Below are 18,016 nucleotides of genomic sequence, written 5' to 3' on the forward strand. Positions count from 1 at the left end.
TAATGCAAATTGCCAGAATTTACCTTCGAGTTAGTACCGACGAGCAAGATTTAGAGCGACAAGAGCGCATTATCCAGGATGCAAGGGCGGCGGGTTACTATATTGCCGGGGTTTACCGTGAAAAAGCATCGGGGGCTCGTGCTGATCGACCAGAGTTGTTAAGAATGATTGAAGATTTGCAGCCAGGGGAGGTAGTAATTGCAGAAAAGATAGACAGAATAAGCCGCTTGCCATTACCAGAAGCTGAACGTCTTATTGCAACAATACAAAGTAAGGGCGCGATGTTGTCAGTGCCAGGTGTTGTCGATCTTAGGGATTTGGTTGCTGGTGCTGAAGGTGTTTCCAAAGTTGTCTTAGAGGCAATTCAGGATCTGCTTTTGAGGTTATCTTTGCAAATGGCCAGGGATGATTACGAAGATAGGAGAGAGCGCCAAAGGCAAGGGATCGAACAGGCAAAAAAAAGAGGTAAATACAAAGGTCGGAAAGCCAATCTGAAAACCCATGAGTTGATTGTCAAGCTGAGGCCAAATCATACTATTGCTGAAACTGCTAGACTTGCTGGATGTAGCGAAAGCCAGGTTAAGCTGATTTGGGCTGCTCATCAAAAGAGTTAAATCATAAAGTGTGAGTTACAATGTAACTTGTTCTAATTGTACTTGCACTAATCCTACCTAAATCCTACTATGTTTATGACTGCACATGAAATCATGGCGAGCCGCGTTTGTGGCTCATGCCATGTACGCTAGGCTCGTATCACTCAAGGAGTAATACGATGTTATTAGCAATTTTCGTTTTGTGTTTTTTTGTCTTCTGTTGGTTTGTCATTATCAAATCCAATATGAAAACCAAAGAAATCGACAATGCGCCATCATGTGCCGTTGAGCCTGAACTAAGCAAGCTTGAAAAAGGGTTGCAGCGTGAAGCTCAAAATTTCCTTAATGGGAAAGGTTGTTCTAAACGCAATAGTAAAAAGGTTTATAAGCATGTTCGTAAGAATGGTGGCTATAAAAGTAGGGTGGGCTTGGACTCGGTACCTATGACTCAACAAGATGACTAAGCCCAGAGTGGTAAACGTCAACTAAAACGCTAGGGATATAAAGACACACTACTTGTTAGTTTGTCTTTACCCTAGCGGTTATCAAAACTATCCCTTTCCTTTGAAATCATATCTCATTTCTTTTTTTTCTAATCAAGATCAAACTTATTGATTTTACTAATTAATAGATTTGTATATTAACTATTTTGCATACATTTTGATGTGTCATTTTGCGGTGTTTTGATTGAGTGATAAGGCATATTGTGCTATATTTGCTTTGCTTGGTTGCTGGTTCTTTTTTGTGATGCATTTATGCGGTGTACGAAAAGGAGTGGAGGCTTCAGGTAATTATAGGCGCACCTCGGCTAGGGTCAGGGGTAGGAGAGCAAAATGAGTAATGTGAATCAGAGTAACCAGAATGTAGTAGATCTTCCTAAGCTTAGGGGGTCAAAGAAGCAATTAGGTTGGGCATACAAAATTCGAGAACGGTTTGCTGAACGCAATCCAGACTCGGATAAATTGATGACCGAATTAGAGGCTAAGTTCTGGATTGACAATAAATCATCTCTAATTGGGGATGAGAAATTGCCAAAAGCACTTCCGCAATTGAGTGGTAGCGAAAACCAAATAAAATGGGCTTTTGCTATTCGTTCAAAGTTTGCAGACGTGTTTCCTGAGAGCGCATTACTTCGCTCTCAAACTGACTCAAAGTTCTGGATTGAAAATCGACGTGTGTTCGATTTTGCGGTCTTAGGCTTTAAATTGGCACCTAGTGGGGATGCTAGTCAGGAAGAGTGATGTTGAGCAATGTTTCAATATCACTATGAAAAGCCGTTCTTGACTGAACGGCTTTTTTTAATGTGGTGAACATATGGCAAGCCAGAAAGTGAATATTGAAACTAACGAAAAACCACTCGACAAAAACGCGCTTGATGAATTGATACGTTACTCAGGTTATGACGTGCATATGATTTTGCAATACACGCACGAAGAAGGTAAAGGTGTTTACCTGATCTATGCAAAATATCATAATGGCCAGGTAACGCGACAAGTTTATACTCAACGCAATACCCCTCGAAATTTTAAAGATATTCAACGTGCTATCGATTGGGGTAGGAGGATTGGGTTTAGAACTATCACTCTTACTATTGATTACGGGATTTATCCAGATCCGGATAGTAAGTAAAAAAAAGTGCAAGGGCGGCTAGTAACCGCCCTTGTTGTTTAGTGATGTGCGATAAAAGGTTGCACATAGGTCATTAATGGTCTTGGTTGTGCTGTACGAGGACGTTTCACAAAAGACTTTGACTACTGAAATTGATTGCTTAAAATGAGCAAGTAAGGTGGACTTCGGTCTGGTACTTGCGGCGCATAAGCGCAAGATGCACCTCGGTCATGCAGGGGTTGGAGATGAAAATGGGATCTATTTCTAGAAACAGTACGGGATCTGTAACCGTAATTTACAACAGAACTCATTTAGATGAGTTGGACGAGCAAGTGATAAGATATGCGATAGCTTCGTTTTCTCACCTTGTTCAACGTAATCAGAAACTTTGCTTTACAGGGTTTCGTGAGTTAATTCAGCAGCATTACGCCGCTGAAGGTAAGATAAAACTGTCTCTTGAGGTGTTGCAAAAAGCAGCAATTAAAAATCGCTATTTTTGTAGCTTCAAGTACCAAAACCAACAGAGCGGACTCATAGAATATGATGAAGCAGTTGTTGAGGTGGAACGGTGGAGTCAGGTTAAACCCGAATTGGAACGGAAAATAAACACTGAAGTTACAGAGCTTGATTTTAAGGGCATCTCTTGTGTTTACCGTAAGGGCAGCTTCAACTATGACGTTCAACGTCAGGAGGTGCAATTATGAGATCACCATTTCAAGAGGGTGTTGATTCACTCAGAACAGGTAACTACGGTGATAGCCTGAAAATGTCAACGATAAACTTTACAAAAGATGAGTGGAAATTTTTCTGGGGAAAATTTCGTAAATTTAATCAATATCCAGATTGGTATCCAGCATGTAAGGTTTCTTCTTTTTGTTCTGATGTTTTTAATGAAAGACAGAAAGAAGATCCTCTTTTAGAGTTAAATAGTTACATTGGATGTATTAACTCGGCGTATCGTCAACCGGTTACGGAAAGCGATAATGAGTACCAAGTTACTTGGGTGGGTATGGATGGTTCGTATAATGAAGACGAATTTTCATGCCTGGATGATGCTAAACGCCATGCGTTGAGCATTTCCGAACATGGAGGCCATTGCATAACCGTCTCTGATGATGAGGGTAATGACTACGGTTTCTAATAGTAAAGCCACCTTTCGGTGGCTTTATTTTTTTAGTACACTCAGACTGCGTATAAAAGCGCACAGGCGCACCTCGGCCTTTCTCAGGGGTTGGATGAGTATTATGGCTAATAACCATACACGGGCGTTCACACGCCTTTTCAATGAGACTGCACGTTATCACCATCGTTATGAGGTCTTTAGGGATTTTGTGATGATGGCAGGAATTGCAATTCAAAATGCATTTCTGAAATCTGATGAGCTCGAACAAGAATACCTTGGGATTGTTCGTCGATATGAAAAAGACGATGCGGTTCGTATGTCGCAATTGCTGGCTGAGGTGGTTATGGGGTTAGAAGCATATCCCTGTGATTTCCTCGGTAGTGTTTTCATGGATCTAGAGCTTGGCTCAGATCGAATGGGGCAATTTTTCACTCCGTTCGAAGTGTCGAAAATGATGGCCATGACTTTACACGGCGATATGATAAGTGCGCTTTCTAAAAAGCCATTTATCACAATGCAAGAGCCAGCTTGCGGCGCTGGAGGAATGGTTATTGCTTTGGCTCAAACAATGTATGAGCAAGGCTTTAATCCTCAAAAACAGCTTTGGGCCAGTTGCATTGATATTGACCCAGTGGCCGCAATGATGGCGTATGTGCAGCTATCTTTGCTTCACATTCCCGCAGAAGTGGTCATTGGAAATTCATTGTCAATGAAGTTCACTAGAGTTATGCGTACTCCAGCGCACTACCTGGGATTTTGGGATTCAAAACTTCGCCGTCACTGGTCGAATGATGAATCTGAAGATACCCAAACAATTGAAGATGCGCTAACGGCGGAACTTCAACCGATGGTTGTTACACAAAGAGGGCAAATGTCTCTTTTTGATATGACAACTTGATCATAAAGCCACCTTCGGGTGGCTTTTTAGTTGGTCACAATTTTCAGCTGCCGGCGGGATAGTTGTGTGCCCAAATTGATTGGTCACTGTTTAACCTACTCGATGAAGTATATGTGTGACCAATCTCTAACAGCGTTCAGGTAAGTCGGGGCTTAACGTGTTACGCTGGTGTTTGTATTGTTCCTTGGCTGTTTGGATTAGTATGGTCACAGATCTATCATGGCCAGCTAGGGATCTTGTTACCAATTGTCATACTTGGTGCAGATTACCAACTTTGCATCATCAAAGTTATTGATTTCGCTACTTTACGGATCTACACTGTGCATTAAAGTGTGTATTGGAGGGAAGTTGTATGGCGGCATTAATTGAACGTTCAGATCAATTAGTTAGTCTAACAGATCTTACTCGCCGAGGCTCAGGGATCTTTGAAAGAGTGGCCAAGGCTGAAAGTGATCGTTTGGTTGTGTTAAGAAAAGCAGAGCCAATCGCTGTTGTACTGAATATAGCCAGTTTTGAAGCTATGTTGAATGAAATGGAAGAGCTTCGTACAGAAGTGATTGCTTTACAACGTATGAGCAGTGGTTCTTTAACCGACACTATTTCTCACAGCGACTTACAACACCGCTTGGGGAACTAGTTATGCCCCAAGCATGGACAGCGCTATATCACAGTGAAGTATTCAATGACCTTCAGGCTCTTGGCGGGATTGATGCCGCTAGAGTTATGAGGGTCATCGAATCATCATTGCTATCAAATCCACTCAATGTCGGCAATTCTGCTGGGTCGGCCCTAAAGGGCTGTCGTTTATTTAAAACAGATGAATTCCATATTTTGTACCAATTGGATGTGAACCACGTCCATGTGTACGTTTTGGTTATCCGGCAGGAGTCCGGCTTATCTGGCTGTGGCGGCCAGAAAGCAAAAACCCACCTAGAGGTGGGTCAATGATGATTTTCAGAAATTGGGTAAGCACTTTGGCGAGTGCAGAATCTTTCGTTGCTGTTACTAGGGTTGGCACCCTGGTCATCGTCAGTTCTTTGGTTTGGCAAACCTTGAGAGCTGAGCGCACTTTGAATACCAAGGAGGTATCCGTTATGTAGAACCTTTCCAGTATCTCGCCGCATTGCGGCTACATCGTCCGTACATATACCGGGCGTACATTTACCGGTTTTTTCTACCAGGGTGTCACACTGTTTTTGGCGAAGCAGTGCGAACACGTACACCCATTCTAGGTAGAAAGAACCCCTTTTGCAAGTTTTGGAGTAAAAATTGGGTTTTTTTCTGCATCAGGTAAAACTATGCATTCGTTGCAATGGTAGCAAAGTTGTTGATTTAAGCTGCTTGATCCTCGTTTGTCTTCATTCAAATTTCCGGTGAAAGGCTTATATGTGGCTGCTTTCTAAGTGGCCACATATAAGCCTTTCACTAAATAAATTATTAACGGGTTTAAAAAGCACTTATTACCCAGTAAAACCAAGTGCAAATTTAGTGACTCTAGCGTTACGGGTGGTTATAGAGACGGGTGGGCGCTAGGGACAAAGAGAGCAACCAAACACAGTCCGATGGTTGCTAGCGGTTGGTGCAAATCACAGAGAGCGTATGTTGGGGAAACCCTCGCGTGAAACTCTGGCGAGAGGCATAAAGCGAGTACAATCCTCCTTTATTGATTTGCGGTACGTGGCTAGGAAGAGAGTTGCAGATGCTTACATGGCTGGTAAGTGGAGACTCTAAACACGTACAGGTAGAGAGAGACTACGCACTGAATGATTCCTTTTCGACCCGACGGGCGTAACGGACATTTAAGGTAAACCATTACCTACGCATTGAGCTTTAAAAGGCCTGCGTGGGTAAGGGTTAATTTTACCTAAAATCAAGCCTTTCTCACCTCTGAGCGTAATATACACCAACTTAACTTCAAGCGTTTTTGGAAAGTAATTATCAAACAAATGAATACTTAATCATGAAACTGAATAGAGATATTTAAATAAAGGTCGAGTGCTGGAGTTAAATCAAGGAGCGAGCTACAGCGAGTGAACGATTTAGCTTCAGTGCTGACCCGACAAGCGATAGCGCGTCAGTTAGTTATGCGGGATCGTTTAGTTAAGCTATTGTTATACTGTACTCAGTAAAAAGGATTGTTTATGTCACTGTATAATTGGATGCTGCTTGGTTACTTGTTGTTTGTTACGTTAAATGTCATAGACCTTTTTCTCACTAAAGTGATCTTAGAGAATGGTGGCAAAGAGTGGAATTTCATTGCCCGTTTTTTTTATAAACATTTGGGTATTAAGGGCATTGCTTGGTTGAAATTAGTTATCCTTTCGTGGTTTGGTATTCAATGTTATTTCAAGGTTCTTGATCTTTATGTAATCTTTTATCTGAACTTTACGTTCACAGTGGTTCTATATTTTATGTACAAAGATGCTATTCAAGCGGGCCTAAAAGAAAAAATAAACCCATTTTCTCGAAATCGTTAGTAACCTATTTTTACCATACTCGGTTGTCTTTACTTCATTGTTTATCCCTTCCCTTTTTGGTCACTGCGATCAGCTGACCAGGCTTTGTCTTTGCAACCAATTTAACGATCTCTTTAAGTCTGTTACAGGCTCAGTTTCGCTTGCGAAATTGGATAGACTTTCGGTTTTTTAATTTGAACTGTATGTAATTGTGTGTATAATACATACATACAATTACATACACCAAAGAGAAAAGCGACAATGGCCATTTCAAAACAAGAAATTATCGATGCAGCTGAGAAGTTGGCTGCTGAAGGTGTGAATCCTAGTATGCAGGCAGTACGCGAACGTCTTGGCGGTGGTTCGTTCGCAACTATCTCCCCAGTCCTTAGAGAGTGGAAAGAAAATCGTGAGGCAACGACCGTGGCGGTACTTGAAATGCCATCGGATGTAAAAGGTGCTTTAGATCGCTTTGGCGCTGATTTGTGGAAAACGGCGTCTGCCCTGGCTACAGCTCAATTTGAAAAACTCAAGGACGATACTCGGAACAGTGTCGAAGCTGCTAAGAAAGAGCGTGATGAAGCCCTTGAAGAGATTCAGCGATTGGAAACGTTGATCTTGGAACGCGATAATCATATGTCTTCAGTAAATGCTGAAGTTGAACGAATGAATAGCCTGCTCGATGACGAACGTAAGAAAAATGCAGCCTTACAGCAGCGGAATGATGATCTTCAAGAAACCGTTGCTGGTTTGAAGATCGATCTAAAAGAAAGTCGTGAGGATGGCAAGCAAACTTTGAGTAAGCTTGACGCATTACGCCAGGAACAAACAGAATTATCACGGATGAATGGCCAACTGACGACCAAGGTTGAAGCGTTAGATAAAGAGTTAATGGCTATGACTGAAGCCCGAAATGACTCGAAGGCTGAGTGTGTACAGCTTTCTGACTCTTTGGCTGCTATACAGAGAGCAAAAGAGAAAATTGAAATTGAGAAAGCTAAAGTAGTTGAGCAAGCTGAAGTTAAAAAAGCTGAAATGGCGGGGCTGTTGGCTTTGAACGGTGAGTACAAGACACAGATTGATGATCTCAAAGCTCAGCTGGCAGGTGCCTTGTCTTCTGAGAAAAAGCAAACATTACGAAGTGGTAATAAGAAAACGCAGCCAAAACCAAAACCGGAGGAAAATTAATGTCGAGGCATTACTTTAAAACAGAATACCAAGGTAAAGATATAACGGTTTTAATGGGTTATGATAGACCATTAGGCGGCTTCTTCATGGTGATTGAAGACGCTGGCCAGGAGGACGATGAATATATTTACAGTAATCTTTATGAAGAAATTACACATCCTCAAAGTCTGGAACCATATAGGGCCAAGCTCGAACAACTTGGGATCTTTGTGCCTGTTGAAATGTTGATGGAAATTGAAGCTGATGGTGCTGCACTGATGGGGAATAAGGATGTGTACCACTCTATCGTAAATGGCACACACCAGAGAGTCGAGGATTAAAATGGTTTCGATTTTACGCTCCAAACTAAATTAGTTTTATTTTTCGGGTTCGGTACTTGCTTTGCGTTATCAACTGCGATGAGTACCGGCCCTTTCAAGCCGTTGTCTATCGTGTAGAAGACGTCACCTTTTTGTATATCTTTCATACCACATTTTTCCCACGTCATGAGATCGTGATCTTTGATTCGTTGTACGGTCATTGGGCATCCCCGTCAAAGTAATCTAATATTTCGTCCTTGCTTTTATCATCGAGGCCACGACTACGGTCGATGATATACAGATTGTGCCAACCTGGTTCGTATAGCTGCTCTTGGTCATCGATACAAAGGTACCTGCTAATACTAAAATGGGTGGCAAAGGCCTCTATTTCTCGTTGCCGTCTGTATGGGTATATATCAAGTACAGGGGTGAAACCAACCGTTCGCTCCTTGATTTTTTGTGGGAAAATTCGTTCAAAAAATTCTAGATCCATTGTTTCTCGCCAGTTGGACGACATTACCAACTGAAGAGAAGGTATTTTATCAATGATTGAGGTTAAAACATTCACACAGGAGAGATTGCCTACATCATTTGGGTGTAGAACTCCATCAACGTCATAGAATAATGTTGGGCCTTGACGAACAACGCTATTGCAGCAAGTGGAAATTGAGTGATCCCGTTTAATCGGAAGCGTAGCTTTAACTGGCAAAATCACGCTGTTGTCAGCTTCCTTATGTCGTTTTCGTCGGAATAAAGGAAAGCTAAACATTTAAGCCCCCTGCTCTATCACAGGTTGGCCATCTTCATCGTTAATGAATTTATGGCAACCTTTTTCATGCGATTGAATTTGGTGTACCCAAAAGTGGAAGTCCTTTGCTTTTGAGTAGCGTCGGTTAAGAGGCTTTCCACAACCAGGGCATTCACTGGTTTCATCTTTAACAACGACAGGAGTACCTTCTTCATCCTTGATAAACTTGACGCAATTTTTTGCGTGCTTTTCATCCGAATGCACCCAAAAATATTCGTCTTCAGTATCTTTTTTCTTGAGTCGTTTAATTTCGTTTCCGCAGCCTGGACAATCCATTACAGGTGAATCGTATTTCTCTCGATACACAGGAATGCCGTTATCATCGTCGAGGAAATCTTCACAATTATGATCTTCTGAAATGTGTATCCAAAAATGTCCTACTCCCCTTTTCTTTGATTTCAAACGTTTAACAGCTTCACCGCATTGTGGACATTCAGCTGTTTCTACGAGAGATTCGATTTTAATATGCTGTGCTTCTTTAGTTATTGTTGCGTATACCGATTTGACCAGTTGGAAATAATTTGATTGTCCAGAAGCAATCTTATCTAGTTGATTTTCAAGAATCCTTGTGTAATCAAGGTTCATAAAGGTCATAGCATCCAATGCGTCAACCAGTGTTTCGCCGGTTTCAGTTGGCCGGATTTTGTTATCGGATTTTTTCTTGCCGTCACCAATAACGATGTAGCCACGGCTTTTGATGTTCTCCATGATAGATGCATAAGTTGATGGCCGCCCGATGCCGAGTTTTTCTAACGCCTTGATGAGAGTTGCTTCTGTGAAGCGTGAAGGTGGTTCGGTGGTTTTTGTTAAGATCTTTGAATCAACGCTAAAGGTTTCACCTTCTTCTACGGTTGCTGATAACTCGTTATTTGATGAGCCTGCCTTTTCGATTTCACAGATTGAGCGCCATCCAGGATACTTTTCGATTTTGCCTGATACTGTGAATTTCGCTTGCGAAACTGTGTCTCCGACAGTGATCTCTTCGTCTGAAGTGAATTCAATACTGGTTACAATATCAATGGCTGGAGGCATGACGCTTGCTAAGGTTCTTTCTCTAATCAGCTGGTATAACTTACGTTGCTGATCTGTTTCACCACAGTTGTCAGCGGCTGGATCAGTTGGACGAATTGCTTCATGTGCTTCCTGGGCTGAATCTTTTGTCGCCCACTTCAGCTGAACTTCCTGAGTATCATTACCCAAACTGGATAAGTAATCCTTAACTAAGTTGAATGAGTCCTCTGAAAGGTTAGGGGTGTCCGTTCGATGGTATGAAATGGCGCCTTGCTCAAACAAAGCTTGTGCATACTTCATCGTGTTAGCTGGTGTGAATTTGAGGATACTCGAAGCAGCCTGCTGCAATGTTGAGGTGGTAAAGGGGGCGCGAGGTTTTGACTCTTTATCTTCAACTACTGATTTACTCACGAAAACACTTTTGGTATCAGCAATTGCTTCAGCAACAGCCTTATCAAAAATATGTTTACCGTCTTCGCACCATTCTTTCGCATCGAGAGTGGCCGTCAAACCGTTCGGTAAAAGAATCTGTACCACATAGTAGTTTCGCTTGCGAAACTCACGAATTTCACGCTCTCGTAAAACAGTCAGTTTCACTGCGGGGGATTGAACACGGCCAGCACTAAGCGGGATTCCTGCTTGCTGCGAGAGGAGTGGGCTTATGTGGTAGCCAACTATGCGATCAAGAACGCGGCGGGATTCTTGGGCAGACACTAGGTGATTATCTATTGTTCTGGTGTTCTGAATAGCTTTTGTTATTGCTGATTTAGTTATTTCCGTGAAAGTAACCCGTTTAGGATTGTTCAATCCAAGACACATTTTTAGGTGAAATGCTATTGCTTCACCTTCCCGATCTGGGTCAGTTGCTAAATAAACTTCGGTTGCATTACTGGCAAGTTTCTTTAATTCACTGACCACTTTTTTCTTGTCAGAGCTGATAACGTATTTAGGTTTAAAATCAGGTGGCTCTATACCCATTTCTTTATCAGGCAAATCTCTGATATGTCCCACACTGGCGGATACGCGCCAACCTTCTCCAAGATAGCCTTTGATTTTTTTTACCTTGTTAGGGCTTTCTACAATCATTAGTTTCATGACGTTCCTTTTAATATCGTTTTTGTGTATTTTGACTTGTCATATTATTATACTTTGACATCCGTGTCTTGTAACGGATTTGCTTGTATAATCTCATGGTCAACCCATACTTTCGCAAGCGAAATCTATAAATAAATAGGAAACAAAAATGGAAATATTAGAGCATATAAAGCTTGTTGATTTAACTCCTGATCCAAATCAACCACGAAAAGACTTTGATCCAGAAAAAATAGAAGAGCTGGCTAATAGCATTGCAGCAGTCGGTGTAATTCAACCAATTAGAGTAAGACGTAACCCCGATGCTAATATGGGGCAGCCTGCATTTATGATTATTGCTGGGGAAAGACGTTGGCAAGCTTCTCAAAAAGCTGGAAAAGAAACTATACCAGCTGTAATCATAGAAGATGAAAGCGCTCTAACTGATGATGCAATTTACGCTCACCAGTTGACAGAAAACCTTCATCGTCAAGATCTCAATCCTGTTGAAAAAGCAGAGTTCATAAATGGCCGTATTGAATTTCTAAAAAGTCAGGGTATCAATAATGCAGTCGAACAAGCTGCTCAAGAGCTTGGAGTTAGTCCATCTTGGGTTAGTAAAAATACCGCGATTCTGAAATATGAGCCTGAAATCAGAGCGTTGGCAAGAGATGGTAAACTACGTGATTATTCTTTGTTAAAGAAAATCTCTGGTCTGAGGGCTGATAAAAAACAACGAGCTATTGAGCTGATAGAGAACGGCGAGTTCAATGCCAAAGAATTTTTCGCACGCAAACGGTACGATAAAAAGAAAGATGAGCAAAATGAAGAAGGTGGAAGTGATCCTGTTTCGCAAGCGAAATCAACATCGTCAGATAATCAAAAGCCAATATCTATTAAGCTGCAACTATCACAATCAGAGCTAATTAAATTGATTGATAAAACGGGGTACGCTTCTATGTTAGATCGACATGATCCAGAATGGCGTAAAGCAAACCAGGTAATCATGAAAAGTTACGTTGAGAAGTTTAAGGAGTGGGTTGTCGAAACAGAATAATTTTTGTTTGAGACACTTAGAATATTTTATAACTAGTATCAATGAGCGAATGAAAAGGGGGCTAAACGCCCCCTTTTTTTATTTTTCCTCTTCCTCGTCTAGGTCATTAAGGAGGCTCATAGTTTTGTCATCACTTTGTAGAGCTAATTCACCAAAACCAAAATCCATTGCAAAGTCATCTGATAACTCTACCGTATCGGCTTTGATTTCCTCATCCTTATTAGCAACCACTTTCGCTTGCGAAACTACTGGCTTATCAGTCTGAATATTATTTTCAGAGTTTTCTTTTTCAATATTTTTCTTTGCCTTTTGCTTAGCTTTTCTGGCCCGGTTACGTTCGCGTTTTTTTATTGCTTCTTCTGATAGTTCGTTTTCTTGAGTTGAACTTTGTTCATTTTTTTGAAGTTCAGGTGATTGCGAAATAGATGGCTTGTCTGTTTTCTCAGATTTCGTGTTGTGTTTCGGTTGTTTTGCTTGATCCTCAAAAAAATCGGTATCCTCAATCGCATCTGTTTGTTTTGATTTCGCTTGAGAAACACTATTAGCTTCAGCTTGTTTTTTGGCTTCTTTTTTCTCTCTAAAAGGAAGGACAACGCTATCGTCTTTGTTATCCTCATTATGTTTTACATTGGAGCTATCATTTTTGGGTTTCGCTTGCGAAACAGGGGTAGGTTCAGCTTTTGTAGGCTTAGAAAACTCTTCAGGGACAGTCTCAATACCAGGGCTATCAGGTTCCTGTTCGTTATCATTTTCAGATGTTGTCACTGGAGCGTTATAGACTTTATCTTTATGCTCAAGGTAATCATCTAGAATCTTCATATCTTTAACTGGAACAAATGAACTGAAACAAATAGATGCCAAGTGACGTGGTTGGACAAATACACACACGCGGGGAGGTAGTGTTAAAACCATATTGGTATTTATATAATTTTCTTCAAGTGTTCCAACTGTTCTCTGTTGCTCCCAAGTTTCACCGCCAGTAGCACTAATGTCAGTTTTCTCCATCTTGGTTACTTCTTTCGTTATTGTTCCTGATAAGTTTGCGGCCCATTCAGCGGTTTCAAAGTCAGCCCCGCCATAGACGGCTTTAATTTGTGAGTTGACGTTAATACTCTGATATACATATTTTGGGTTGACGGTTTGATCGTCAATGTTAAGCAAATCATTTTGTGACTGATAAGCAAGCACAAAATTAACTCTAAATCCGACAGCTGTAGCTAGTGCCTGAGCTAGAGTCTTAGATGCCAAGAAACTAACCTCATCTATTACAGCTGTAAGATGTGTTTGTCTTTCTTTATCCAGTTGTCTTGCTTCTTGTATTAATTCGGTAATAAATGTTTTTGTGGCAGTTTTAACAACAGAGTCATCTAAGCTTCCTTGCACGTATACAACAGCGCCTTCTTTAAGAGCTTTTCCAATGCTAAACCCGCCGCCTTTTTTGGGGCAGAGGCTTTCTATATTCGACCAGCGTGCTAATTCAGCATTAATTCTATTTGCATCGGTCTCTTCCATAAGATTCTTGAGGCCTTCAATATTTCGGGTTTTCTTGAAGGCTCTTTCAAGTTCTTTTCGTTCTTGTGATTTGTAATAGTCAGTTCCTGGATTTCCAGTGAACTCAAGTCCAAATGCAGCTTCGAGACGGGTGAGGCCATCGCGTTCTGAACCGCCAACAAAAGGTGCCCATTTTCCTATGCCTTCATCGTGAAGTGTTACATAGTAAAATTTTCTCCCTGAATCGACGCACGCTTGATACATTACATGGGGGGCAAATTTGTCTTTCTTTGGATCTATGTAAAATAAGCAATCTCCTCTACGAATCGCTTGATCCATTATTGCGCCCATTATTACACCCTTACCATATCGTGTTGGGCCTACGACCTGCATGTTGGTTTCATACCAAGTGCTTGTTGGAATATGTATTGGTTTATCTTTTTCATCGAGTCCAACAAGAACAAAGTCTTCTTTGTAATGTTTATGGGGTAGAAAATCTTTTGCTTCGAACCGGCTAATCTCTTCTCTAATATCAGTGGGTTTTTCTTCCGTTTGTTTGTTTCTCAAACGGCGAAGCATGGCAGACCAAAGAGGTAAAGTGTATCTTTTATACATAAATCTCAATAGCCAGCCTGATGTTGCCGCACTGAATATAACGAACCAGTTTTGAATCGCTAAATTTACAAACCATCTTAACCAAGCTTGTTGGCTATCTGCCAATTGGTTCTGCATTGTCATATCGTAAAGATACAACATGACAAATGGCAGAACAAAAAGGCCCACACCAAGCCATATTATTATTTTCCTTATCCACACAAATAAAATTTGATGGAACGGTTGTTCATGATGAGTGCTCAACGGAGACATTCCTATCAGGCATCCAATAAAAATCATACCAGCTAGAACTGGCCACCAATATACGTTCGTCCACTCCATCAACGCATAGTTGACTTGTCCGAACCAGTTGAGCACTGCGTACTCTGGAGAAGTTTCAGGCATTGTTTTTTTACCTCTAATTTAATAGCGGCCACCCCGGTCTTTTCCGACCGGAAAATAGGCCTCTACATACACCGTTTCACAATCATTTTCTAGCACAATTTTACCATCAATCTTTATTGTATGTAAGTTTGATGGTAAAATTGACTATTATTTTGATGTTAAAGCAAGGATTCAGCACAATGCAAAACGCTATCGCGTACCATGCATCATGCTTCACTTTGGGCACGCCAGGCGGGAGCGCCGCCCTCTGTGCTAGGCTACGCCTCTTTGCCTTAAATCCATTCTGGACGAATGGCTTACGTCAAATTCACCATTGCACGCGGGGGAGCGCCCCGCTTAGCAATAGGGACAAGTCCCTCTTGCTGCACATTGATCGCTGGACGCGCTCAACGTTTGCAATTCACCCTGCCGCCGTCGAAGTCTCAGTCGTGCCCGACCGAGCCTTGACCCCCCGCCTTGCGGGGCTTCGTCCCTACGCTTCGCTTCAGTCCTCGTCGCTTTGTAGCCTGGCGGCTAGTCGCGATTGGGCTGAATGCCCAACCACCGAACGCGGGGGGTCAAGGCTCGCTTGCACGACCCTCGACGGCGGCAGGCCGCACAGGACGGGGATGCCGGGGGGCACCGCTTCGCTTCCCCATCCTTCATCCGAGCGTGGGCGCTCGTATGTCGGCCTTTCGGTTGTAAGCTGCTCTCGCTGGGGCGAGCTTGCTTACAAGTTTCGTCTTCGGCTGAACGCCTACGTCGAAACCGCACCGGGCAGCGCACCGTGGGCGGCGCTTCTGCCCTTTCTCACGTTTGGGCGTGAGACTGCGCCGGAATTCCGGTCGTAGGACGACCTCCGAACAGCCAACTTGCTGAACGCAATTGTTTTGCTGTTCGGCAACCGCAACCTGAACGGTTGCTGCCGTGTAGCGCCTGCATCTTATCAGCAGGCAACACGGCCAGCGTTTGCGAAGCAAACGAAAAGACAAGCGGTATCGATAAACGATACCGCTCCTAAGAACGCAGTTTCTAGTTAACAATGAGGGTCCAAAAAATTATGTTGATAGAACAACGAGACACAAGCCTTAAATACCCGAAGGCGATAAAAGAGGAAAAGACACGGCTTGTTCTCGATTGGTTGCTAGAATTTCGATTTTCATCAATCGATCTTCTAGCAAAAAGGATTGGAAGTAACTCTGTTAACTCAAACCGATTTTTTAACTCGTTATTGAAAGATGGCGTAATACAGGCGTTCAAAAATGTACACACAAAAAACGAGCGGTATGTCATGTTGACAAGCGCAGGCCTTTCTTACCTTGAAGTGCTTGGAAGGGATATATCGAAATCAACTACCCGCGTCCAACACTTGGGCCGGTATTCCCAAATAATCCACGACATGGCGGTTCAGCACGCAGTATTGAACCGCATTGAACAATTCAAGGAGGTTATTTGGGATAGGCATATAGACTTGCCTGAGCATCAAGAAAAACCCGATGCAATATTGCTATCACCAAAAGGGTATTGGGTTGCTCTTGAGTATGAGCGTTGGAGAAAAGATACTAAAAGGATCTTTATCAGCTTTCTTAATCATTCAAGTGCACTTTCAGCAAAGCATTATGCGGGGGTGTTGTATTTATTTGATAGAGAAGCGGACTATAAGCACTATCAAAAACTTTTTGATAGTGCAGAGTGGCCTCGATACAAGCGCGAAACTAAATCTGGAAAGATAAAAACGCTAGATACGACCTTTAAACCTGATGATGTGAAAAACTTGAGAAAATGTTTCATTTTCAGTCATGAGCCTGTTGAACACGAATAGTCATTGCGCTATGATGTATCAAATTATGGTATTTTGATTGGTCATTTTTAGACAAGTTGAGTTGCTTAAATGTTGCGCGTTTTATATGCTTCTTGTATATTCCCGCTCGTTTTTTCAGGCGGTCTAACAGCAAGTGAAGATCCACGCTTGAAAAATGATACTGAGAACTGTTGGGTTGAGGCTGGTGTTAAGTATCAAGTTGATCCGTGGCTTCTTTATTCCATTGCAGAACAGGAAAGTAGCCTTAATCCATTAGCTATAAATGGTAATAGCAATGGAACGCGTGATGTTGGCCTTATGCAGATAAACTCCTTTTGGCTTCCTGAGTTAGAGAAATACGGCATATCTGAGCAAAACCTATTCGACCCTTGCGTGAGTATACATGTTGGGGCTTGGGTTCTTTCTCAATCAATACAAGTTTTTGGAAATAATTGGCGTGCAGTAGGAGCATATAATGCCGGGACTGGAAAAAGTGAAAATAAAGAATTGTTGCGTCAGAAATACGCGGAGCGTGTATATAAGCGCTATCTTCGCCTTTCTAATAGTGGGGTGCACGAATCTCCCTAGTCGTGAGGTGCCAAATGAATTGGGTGTCAAGCAAGTGCCAGGAACAAGCGAAGAGCATCCATCTGAATTTGTATTTTGTGACATGAATGGTGGGGCTTGGGGATGTGAAAAAACAACTCCGAAAACACCTGTGAGTTACATTCTTGTTGATAGCGGTGATGATAAACCTATTTCAGATCTAGTTAAGGGCGCAATTAAAGAAATTTCAGGTAGCTCAGCGCAGTCTGTTGAAAATATGGCTATCAGTGCGATTTCTGAACTTGAACCGTTGGAAATTGTTTTTTTTGATTTTGATAGTGCAGAGCTTAATGCAAAAGCAAAGATTACTTTGCTGAATATTTTGCCTGAAATTTCAGGGAAAAAAATTCTGATAAATGGTTACACCGATAGTGTGGGAAGCGAAAGTTACAATAAACAATTGGGGCTTAGCCGAGCTCAAAGCGTTAAGGACTTTTTTATTAAAGCTAAATCTGATGCAGCTGAAATAGAAACGTTTGGGAATGGGCTCTGTTGCTATCTAGAACCAAACCGAACGGAAGAGCAGAGGGCTAAAAATAGGCGAGTAGAAATATTCGTCGTTAACTAACCGGTATGCCGTAAAGGTGATTGAGACGACACAATTGCGGCTTTTTTTAACTAGTCTCGATAAAACTTCATGGAGTTACAAAAAATGAAAAATGCAGTTGGATTGGCGAAGGATGGGCGTTTCAAGGGGGTGCTTTCGGCATTTCTTGTTTTGTCTTTGGCCTTTTTACCTGAAATTGCCCTAGCAGCATCTGTTGGTGTGGGTGGTGGTACTGGCGGTACGGAGTTCCAAGCTTTTTATAACTTTATTTATGCCGCTGCTACTGGTTATCTTGGCCGTTCTATTGCCATTGTTGGCGGTTTGATTGGCCTCGGTATTGGTGCTGGTACGGGTAAGGCTTTACCTGCTGTTATTGGTGTGTTTCTAGCGATTTTTGGGGTTCTTGGCCCAACAATCGTGAATGCCCTATTTACCAGTGCAACCATTTAATTGTGATGTTAAATCAGACTAACCCGGAAAC

General features: G+C 42.0%; 21 protein-coding genes. 16 read left to right on the forward strand and 5 right to left on the reverse strand.

Annotation, left to right across the window (positions count from 1 at the left end):
• The first annotated feature begins 2 nt into the window (after positions 1 to 2).
• The 8 genes from F0316_RS13955 (at position 3) to F0316_RS13990 (ending at position 4,859) form a co-directional block, all read left to right on the forward strand.
• Entirely contained in the window at positions 3 to 614 is a 612-nt protein-coding gene (locus F0316_RS13955) for a recombinase family protein (protein WP_149560619.1), read from the forward strand.
• A 158-nt stretch (positions 615 to 772) separates the two neighbouring features.
• A complete protein-coding gene (locus F0316_RS13960; protein WP_149560586.1) occupies positions 773 to 1,057 on the forward strand; it encodes a hypothetical protein in 285 nt (94 codons plus the stop codon).
• 369 nt (positions 1,058 to 1,426) lie between these two features.
• Complete coding sequence (locus F0316_RS13965; protein ID WP_149560587.1) at positions 1,427 to 1,834, forward strand: hypothetical protein; 408 nt, start codon at positions 1,427 to 1,429, stop codon at positions 1,832 to 1,834.
• Positions 1,835 to 1,907: 73 nt separating this feature from the next.
• A complete protein-coding gene (locus tag F0316_RS13970) occupies positions 1,908 to 2,222 on the forward strand; it encodes a hypothetical protein (protein WP_149560588.1) in 315 nt (104 codons plus the stop codon).
• Between the two features lie 224 nt (positions 2,223 to 2,446).
• Positions 2,447 to 2,905: a hypothetical protein gene (locus F0316_RS13975; RefSeq protein ID WP_172626048.1), complete on the forward strand. Its 459-nt coding sequence runs from the start codon at positions 2,447 to 2,449 to the stop codon at positions 2,903 to 2,905.
• Positions 2,902 to 3,342: a hypothetical protein gene (locus F0316_RS13980; RefSeq protein ID WP_149560590.1), complete on the forward strand. Its 441-nt coding sequence runs from the start codon at positions 2,902 to 2,904 to the stop codon at positions 3,340 to 3,342. Before F0316_RS13975 ends, F0316_RS13980 begins: the two co-directional genes overlap by 4 nt.
• Positions 3,343 to 3,445: 103 nt before the next feature.
• On the forward strand, positions 3,446 to 4,222 hold the full coding sequence (locus F0316_RS13985) for an N-6 DNA methylase (RefSeq protein ID WP_149560591.1): 777 nt from the start codon (positions 3,446 to 3,448) through the stop codon (positions 4,220 to 4,222).
• Between the two features lie 352 nt (positions 4,223 to 4,574).
• Positions 4,575 to 4,859, forward strand: coding sequence for a hypothetical protein (locus F0316_RS13990; protein ID WP_149560592.1), 285 nt, complete (start codon positions 4,575 to 4,577; stop codon positions 4,857 to 4,859).
• A 237-nt stretch (positions 4,860 to 5,096) separates the two neighbouring features.
• On the opposite strand, the gene F0316_RS19880 is transcribed toward F0316_RS13990, so the two are convergent.
• On the reverse strand, positions 5,097 to 5,249 hold the full coding sequence (locus F0316_RS19880) for a hypothetical protein (protein WP_172626049.1): 153 nt from the start codon (positions 5,247 to 5,249) through the stop codon (positions 5,097 to 5,099).
• 1,114 nt (positions 5,250 to 6,363) lie between these two features.
• Between F0316_RS19880 and F0316_RS13995 the strand changes: the two genes are divergently transcribed.
• The 3 genes from F0316_RS13995 to F0316_RS14005 all read left to right on the forward strand — a co-directional run bounded on the left by F0316_RS13995 (position 6,364) and on the right by F0316_RS14005 (position 8,186).
• Positions 6,364 to 6,699 carry a DUF5658 family protein gene (locus F0316_RS13995; RefSeq protein WP_149560593.1) on the forward strand — a complete coding sequence of 112 codons (336 nt, stop codon included), beginning with the start codon at positions 6,364 to 6,366 and terminating at the stop codon, positions 6,697 to 6,699.
• Between the two features lie 240 nt (positions 6,700 to 6,939).
• Positions 6,940 to 7,866 carry a DNA-binding protein gene (locus tag F0316_RS14000; protein WP_149560594.1) on the forward strand — a complete coding sequence of 309 codons (927 nt, stop codon included), beginning with the start codon at positions 6,940 to 6,942 and terminating at the stop codon, positions 7,864 to 7,866.
• Positions 7,866 to 8,186: a hypothetical protein gene (locus F0316_RS14005; RefSeq protein ID WP_149560595.1), complete on the forward strand. Its 321-nt coding sequence runs from the start codon at positions 7,866 to 7,868 to the stop codon at positions 8,184 to 8,186. Before F0316_RS14000 ends, F0316_RS14005 begins: the two co-directional genes overlap by 1 nt.
• On the opposite strand, the gene F0316_RS14010 is transcribed toward F0316_RS14005, so the two are convergent.
• Genes F0316_RS14010 through topA form a run of 3 tightly spaced genes read right to left on the reverse strand, consistent with a single transcriptional unit; the run spans position 8,183 to position 11,079 of the window.
• Positions 8,183 to 8,386: a hypothetical protein gene (locus F0316_RS14010; protein ID WP_019281331.1), complete on the reverse strand. Its 204-nt coding sequence runs from the start codon at positions 8,384 to 8,386 to the stop codon at positions 8,183 to 8,185. The genes F0316_RS14005 and F0316_RS14010 overlap by 4 nt on opposite strands.
• Complete coding sequence (locus tag F0316_RS14015; protein ID WP_149560596.1) at positions 8,383 to 8,934, reverse strand: HAD domain-containing protein; 552 nt, start codon at positions 8,932 to 8,934, stop codon at positions 8,383 to 8,385. The genes F0316_RS14010 and F0316_RS14015 overlap by 4 nt, the downstream gene beginning before the upstream one ends.
• Positions 8,935 to 11,079: a type I DNA topoisomerase gene (gene topA / locus F0316_RS14020; protein ID WP_149560597.1), complete on the reverse strand. Its 2,145-nt coding sequence runs from the start codon at positions 11,077 to 11,079 to the stop codon at positions 8,935 to 8,937.
• Between the two features lie 148 nt (positions 11,080 to 11,227).
• On the opposite strand from topA, the gene F0316_RS14025 reads away from it, so the two are divergent.
• The gene (locus F0316_RS14025) at positions 11,228 to 12,112 is read left to right on the forward strand and encodes a ParB/RepB/Spo0J family partition protein (protein ID WP_042988648.1); all 885 of its coding nucleotides are present in this window, start codon (positions 11,228 to 11,230) and stop codon (positions 12,110 to 12,112) included.
• 78 nt (positions 12,113 to 12,190) lie between these two features.
• Here the strand turns inward: F0316_RS14025 and F0316_RS14030 are convergent, their stop codons facing one another.
• Complete coding sequence (locus tag F0316_RS14030) at positions 12,191 to 14,602, reverse strand: TraM recognition domain-containing protein (protein ID WP_149560598.1); 2,412 nt, start codon at positions 14,600 to 14,602, stop codon at positions 12,191 to 12,193.
• 1,039 nt (positions 14,603 to 15,641) lie between these two features.
• Here F0316_RS14030 and F0316_RS14035 point away from each other — a divergent pair.
• From F0316_RS14035 to F0316_RS14050, 4 genes are all read left to right on the forward strand, one after another.
• Positions 15,642 to 16,403, forward strand: coding sequence for a hypothetical protein (locus tag F0316_RS14035; protein WP_149560599.1), 762 nt, complete (start codon positions 15,642 to 15,644; stop codon positions 16,401 to 16,403).
• Positions 16,404 to 16,472: 69 nt separating this feature from the next.
• Positions 16,473 to 16,970, forward strand: a complete 498-nt coding sequence (locus F0316_RS14040; protein WP_149560600.1) for a lytic transglycosylase domain-containing protein — start codon at positions 16,473 to 16,475, stop codon at positions 16,968 to 16,970.
• A 19-nt stretch (positions 16,971 to 16,989) separates the two neighbouring features.
• Positions 16,990 to 17,556, forward strand: coding sequence for an OmpA family protein (locus F0316_RS14045; RefSeq protein ID WP_172626050.1), 567 nt, complete (start codon positions 16,990 to 16,992; stop codon positions 17,554 to 17,556).
• 84 nt (positions 17,557 to 17,640) lie between these two features.
• Positions 17,641 to 17,985, forward strand: coding sequence for a conjugal transfer protein TraB (locus tag F0316_RS14050; RefSeq protein ID WP_149560602.1), 345 nt, complete (start codon positions 17,641 to 17,643; stop codon positions 17,983 to 17,985).
• Positions 17,986 to 18,016 lie beyond the last annotated feature (31 nt).

The organism is Vibrio cholerae (assembly GCF_008369605.1).
Lineage (GTDB): Bacteria > Pseudomonadota > Gammaproteobacteria > Enterobacterales > Vibrionaceae > Vibrio > Vibrio cholerae.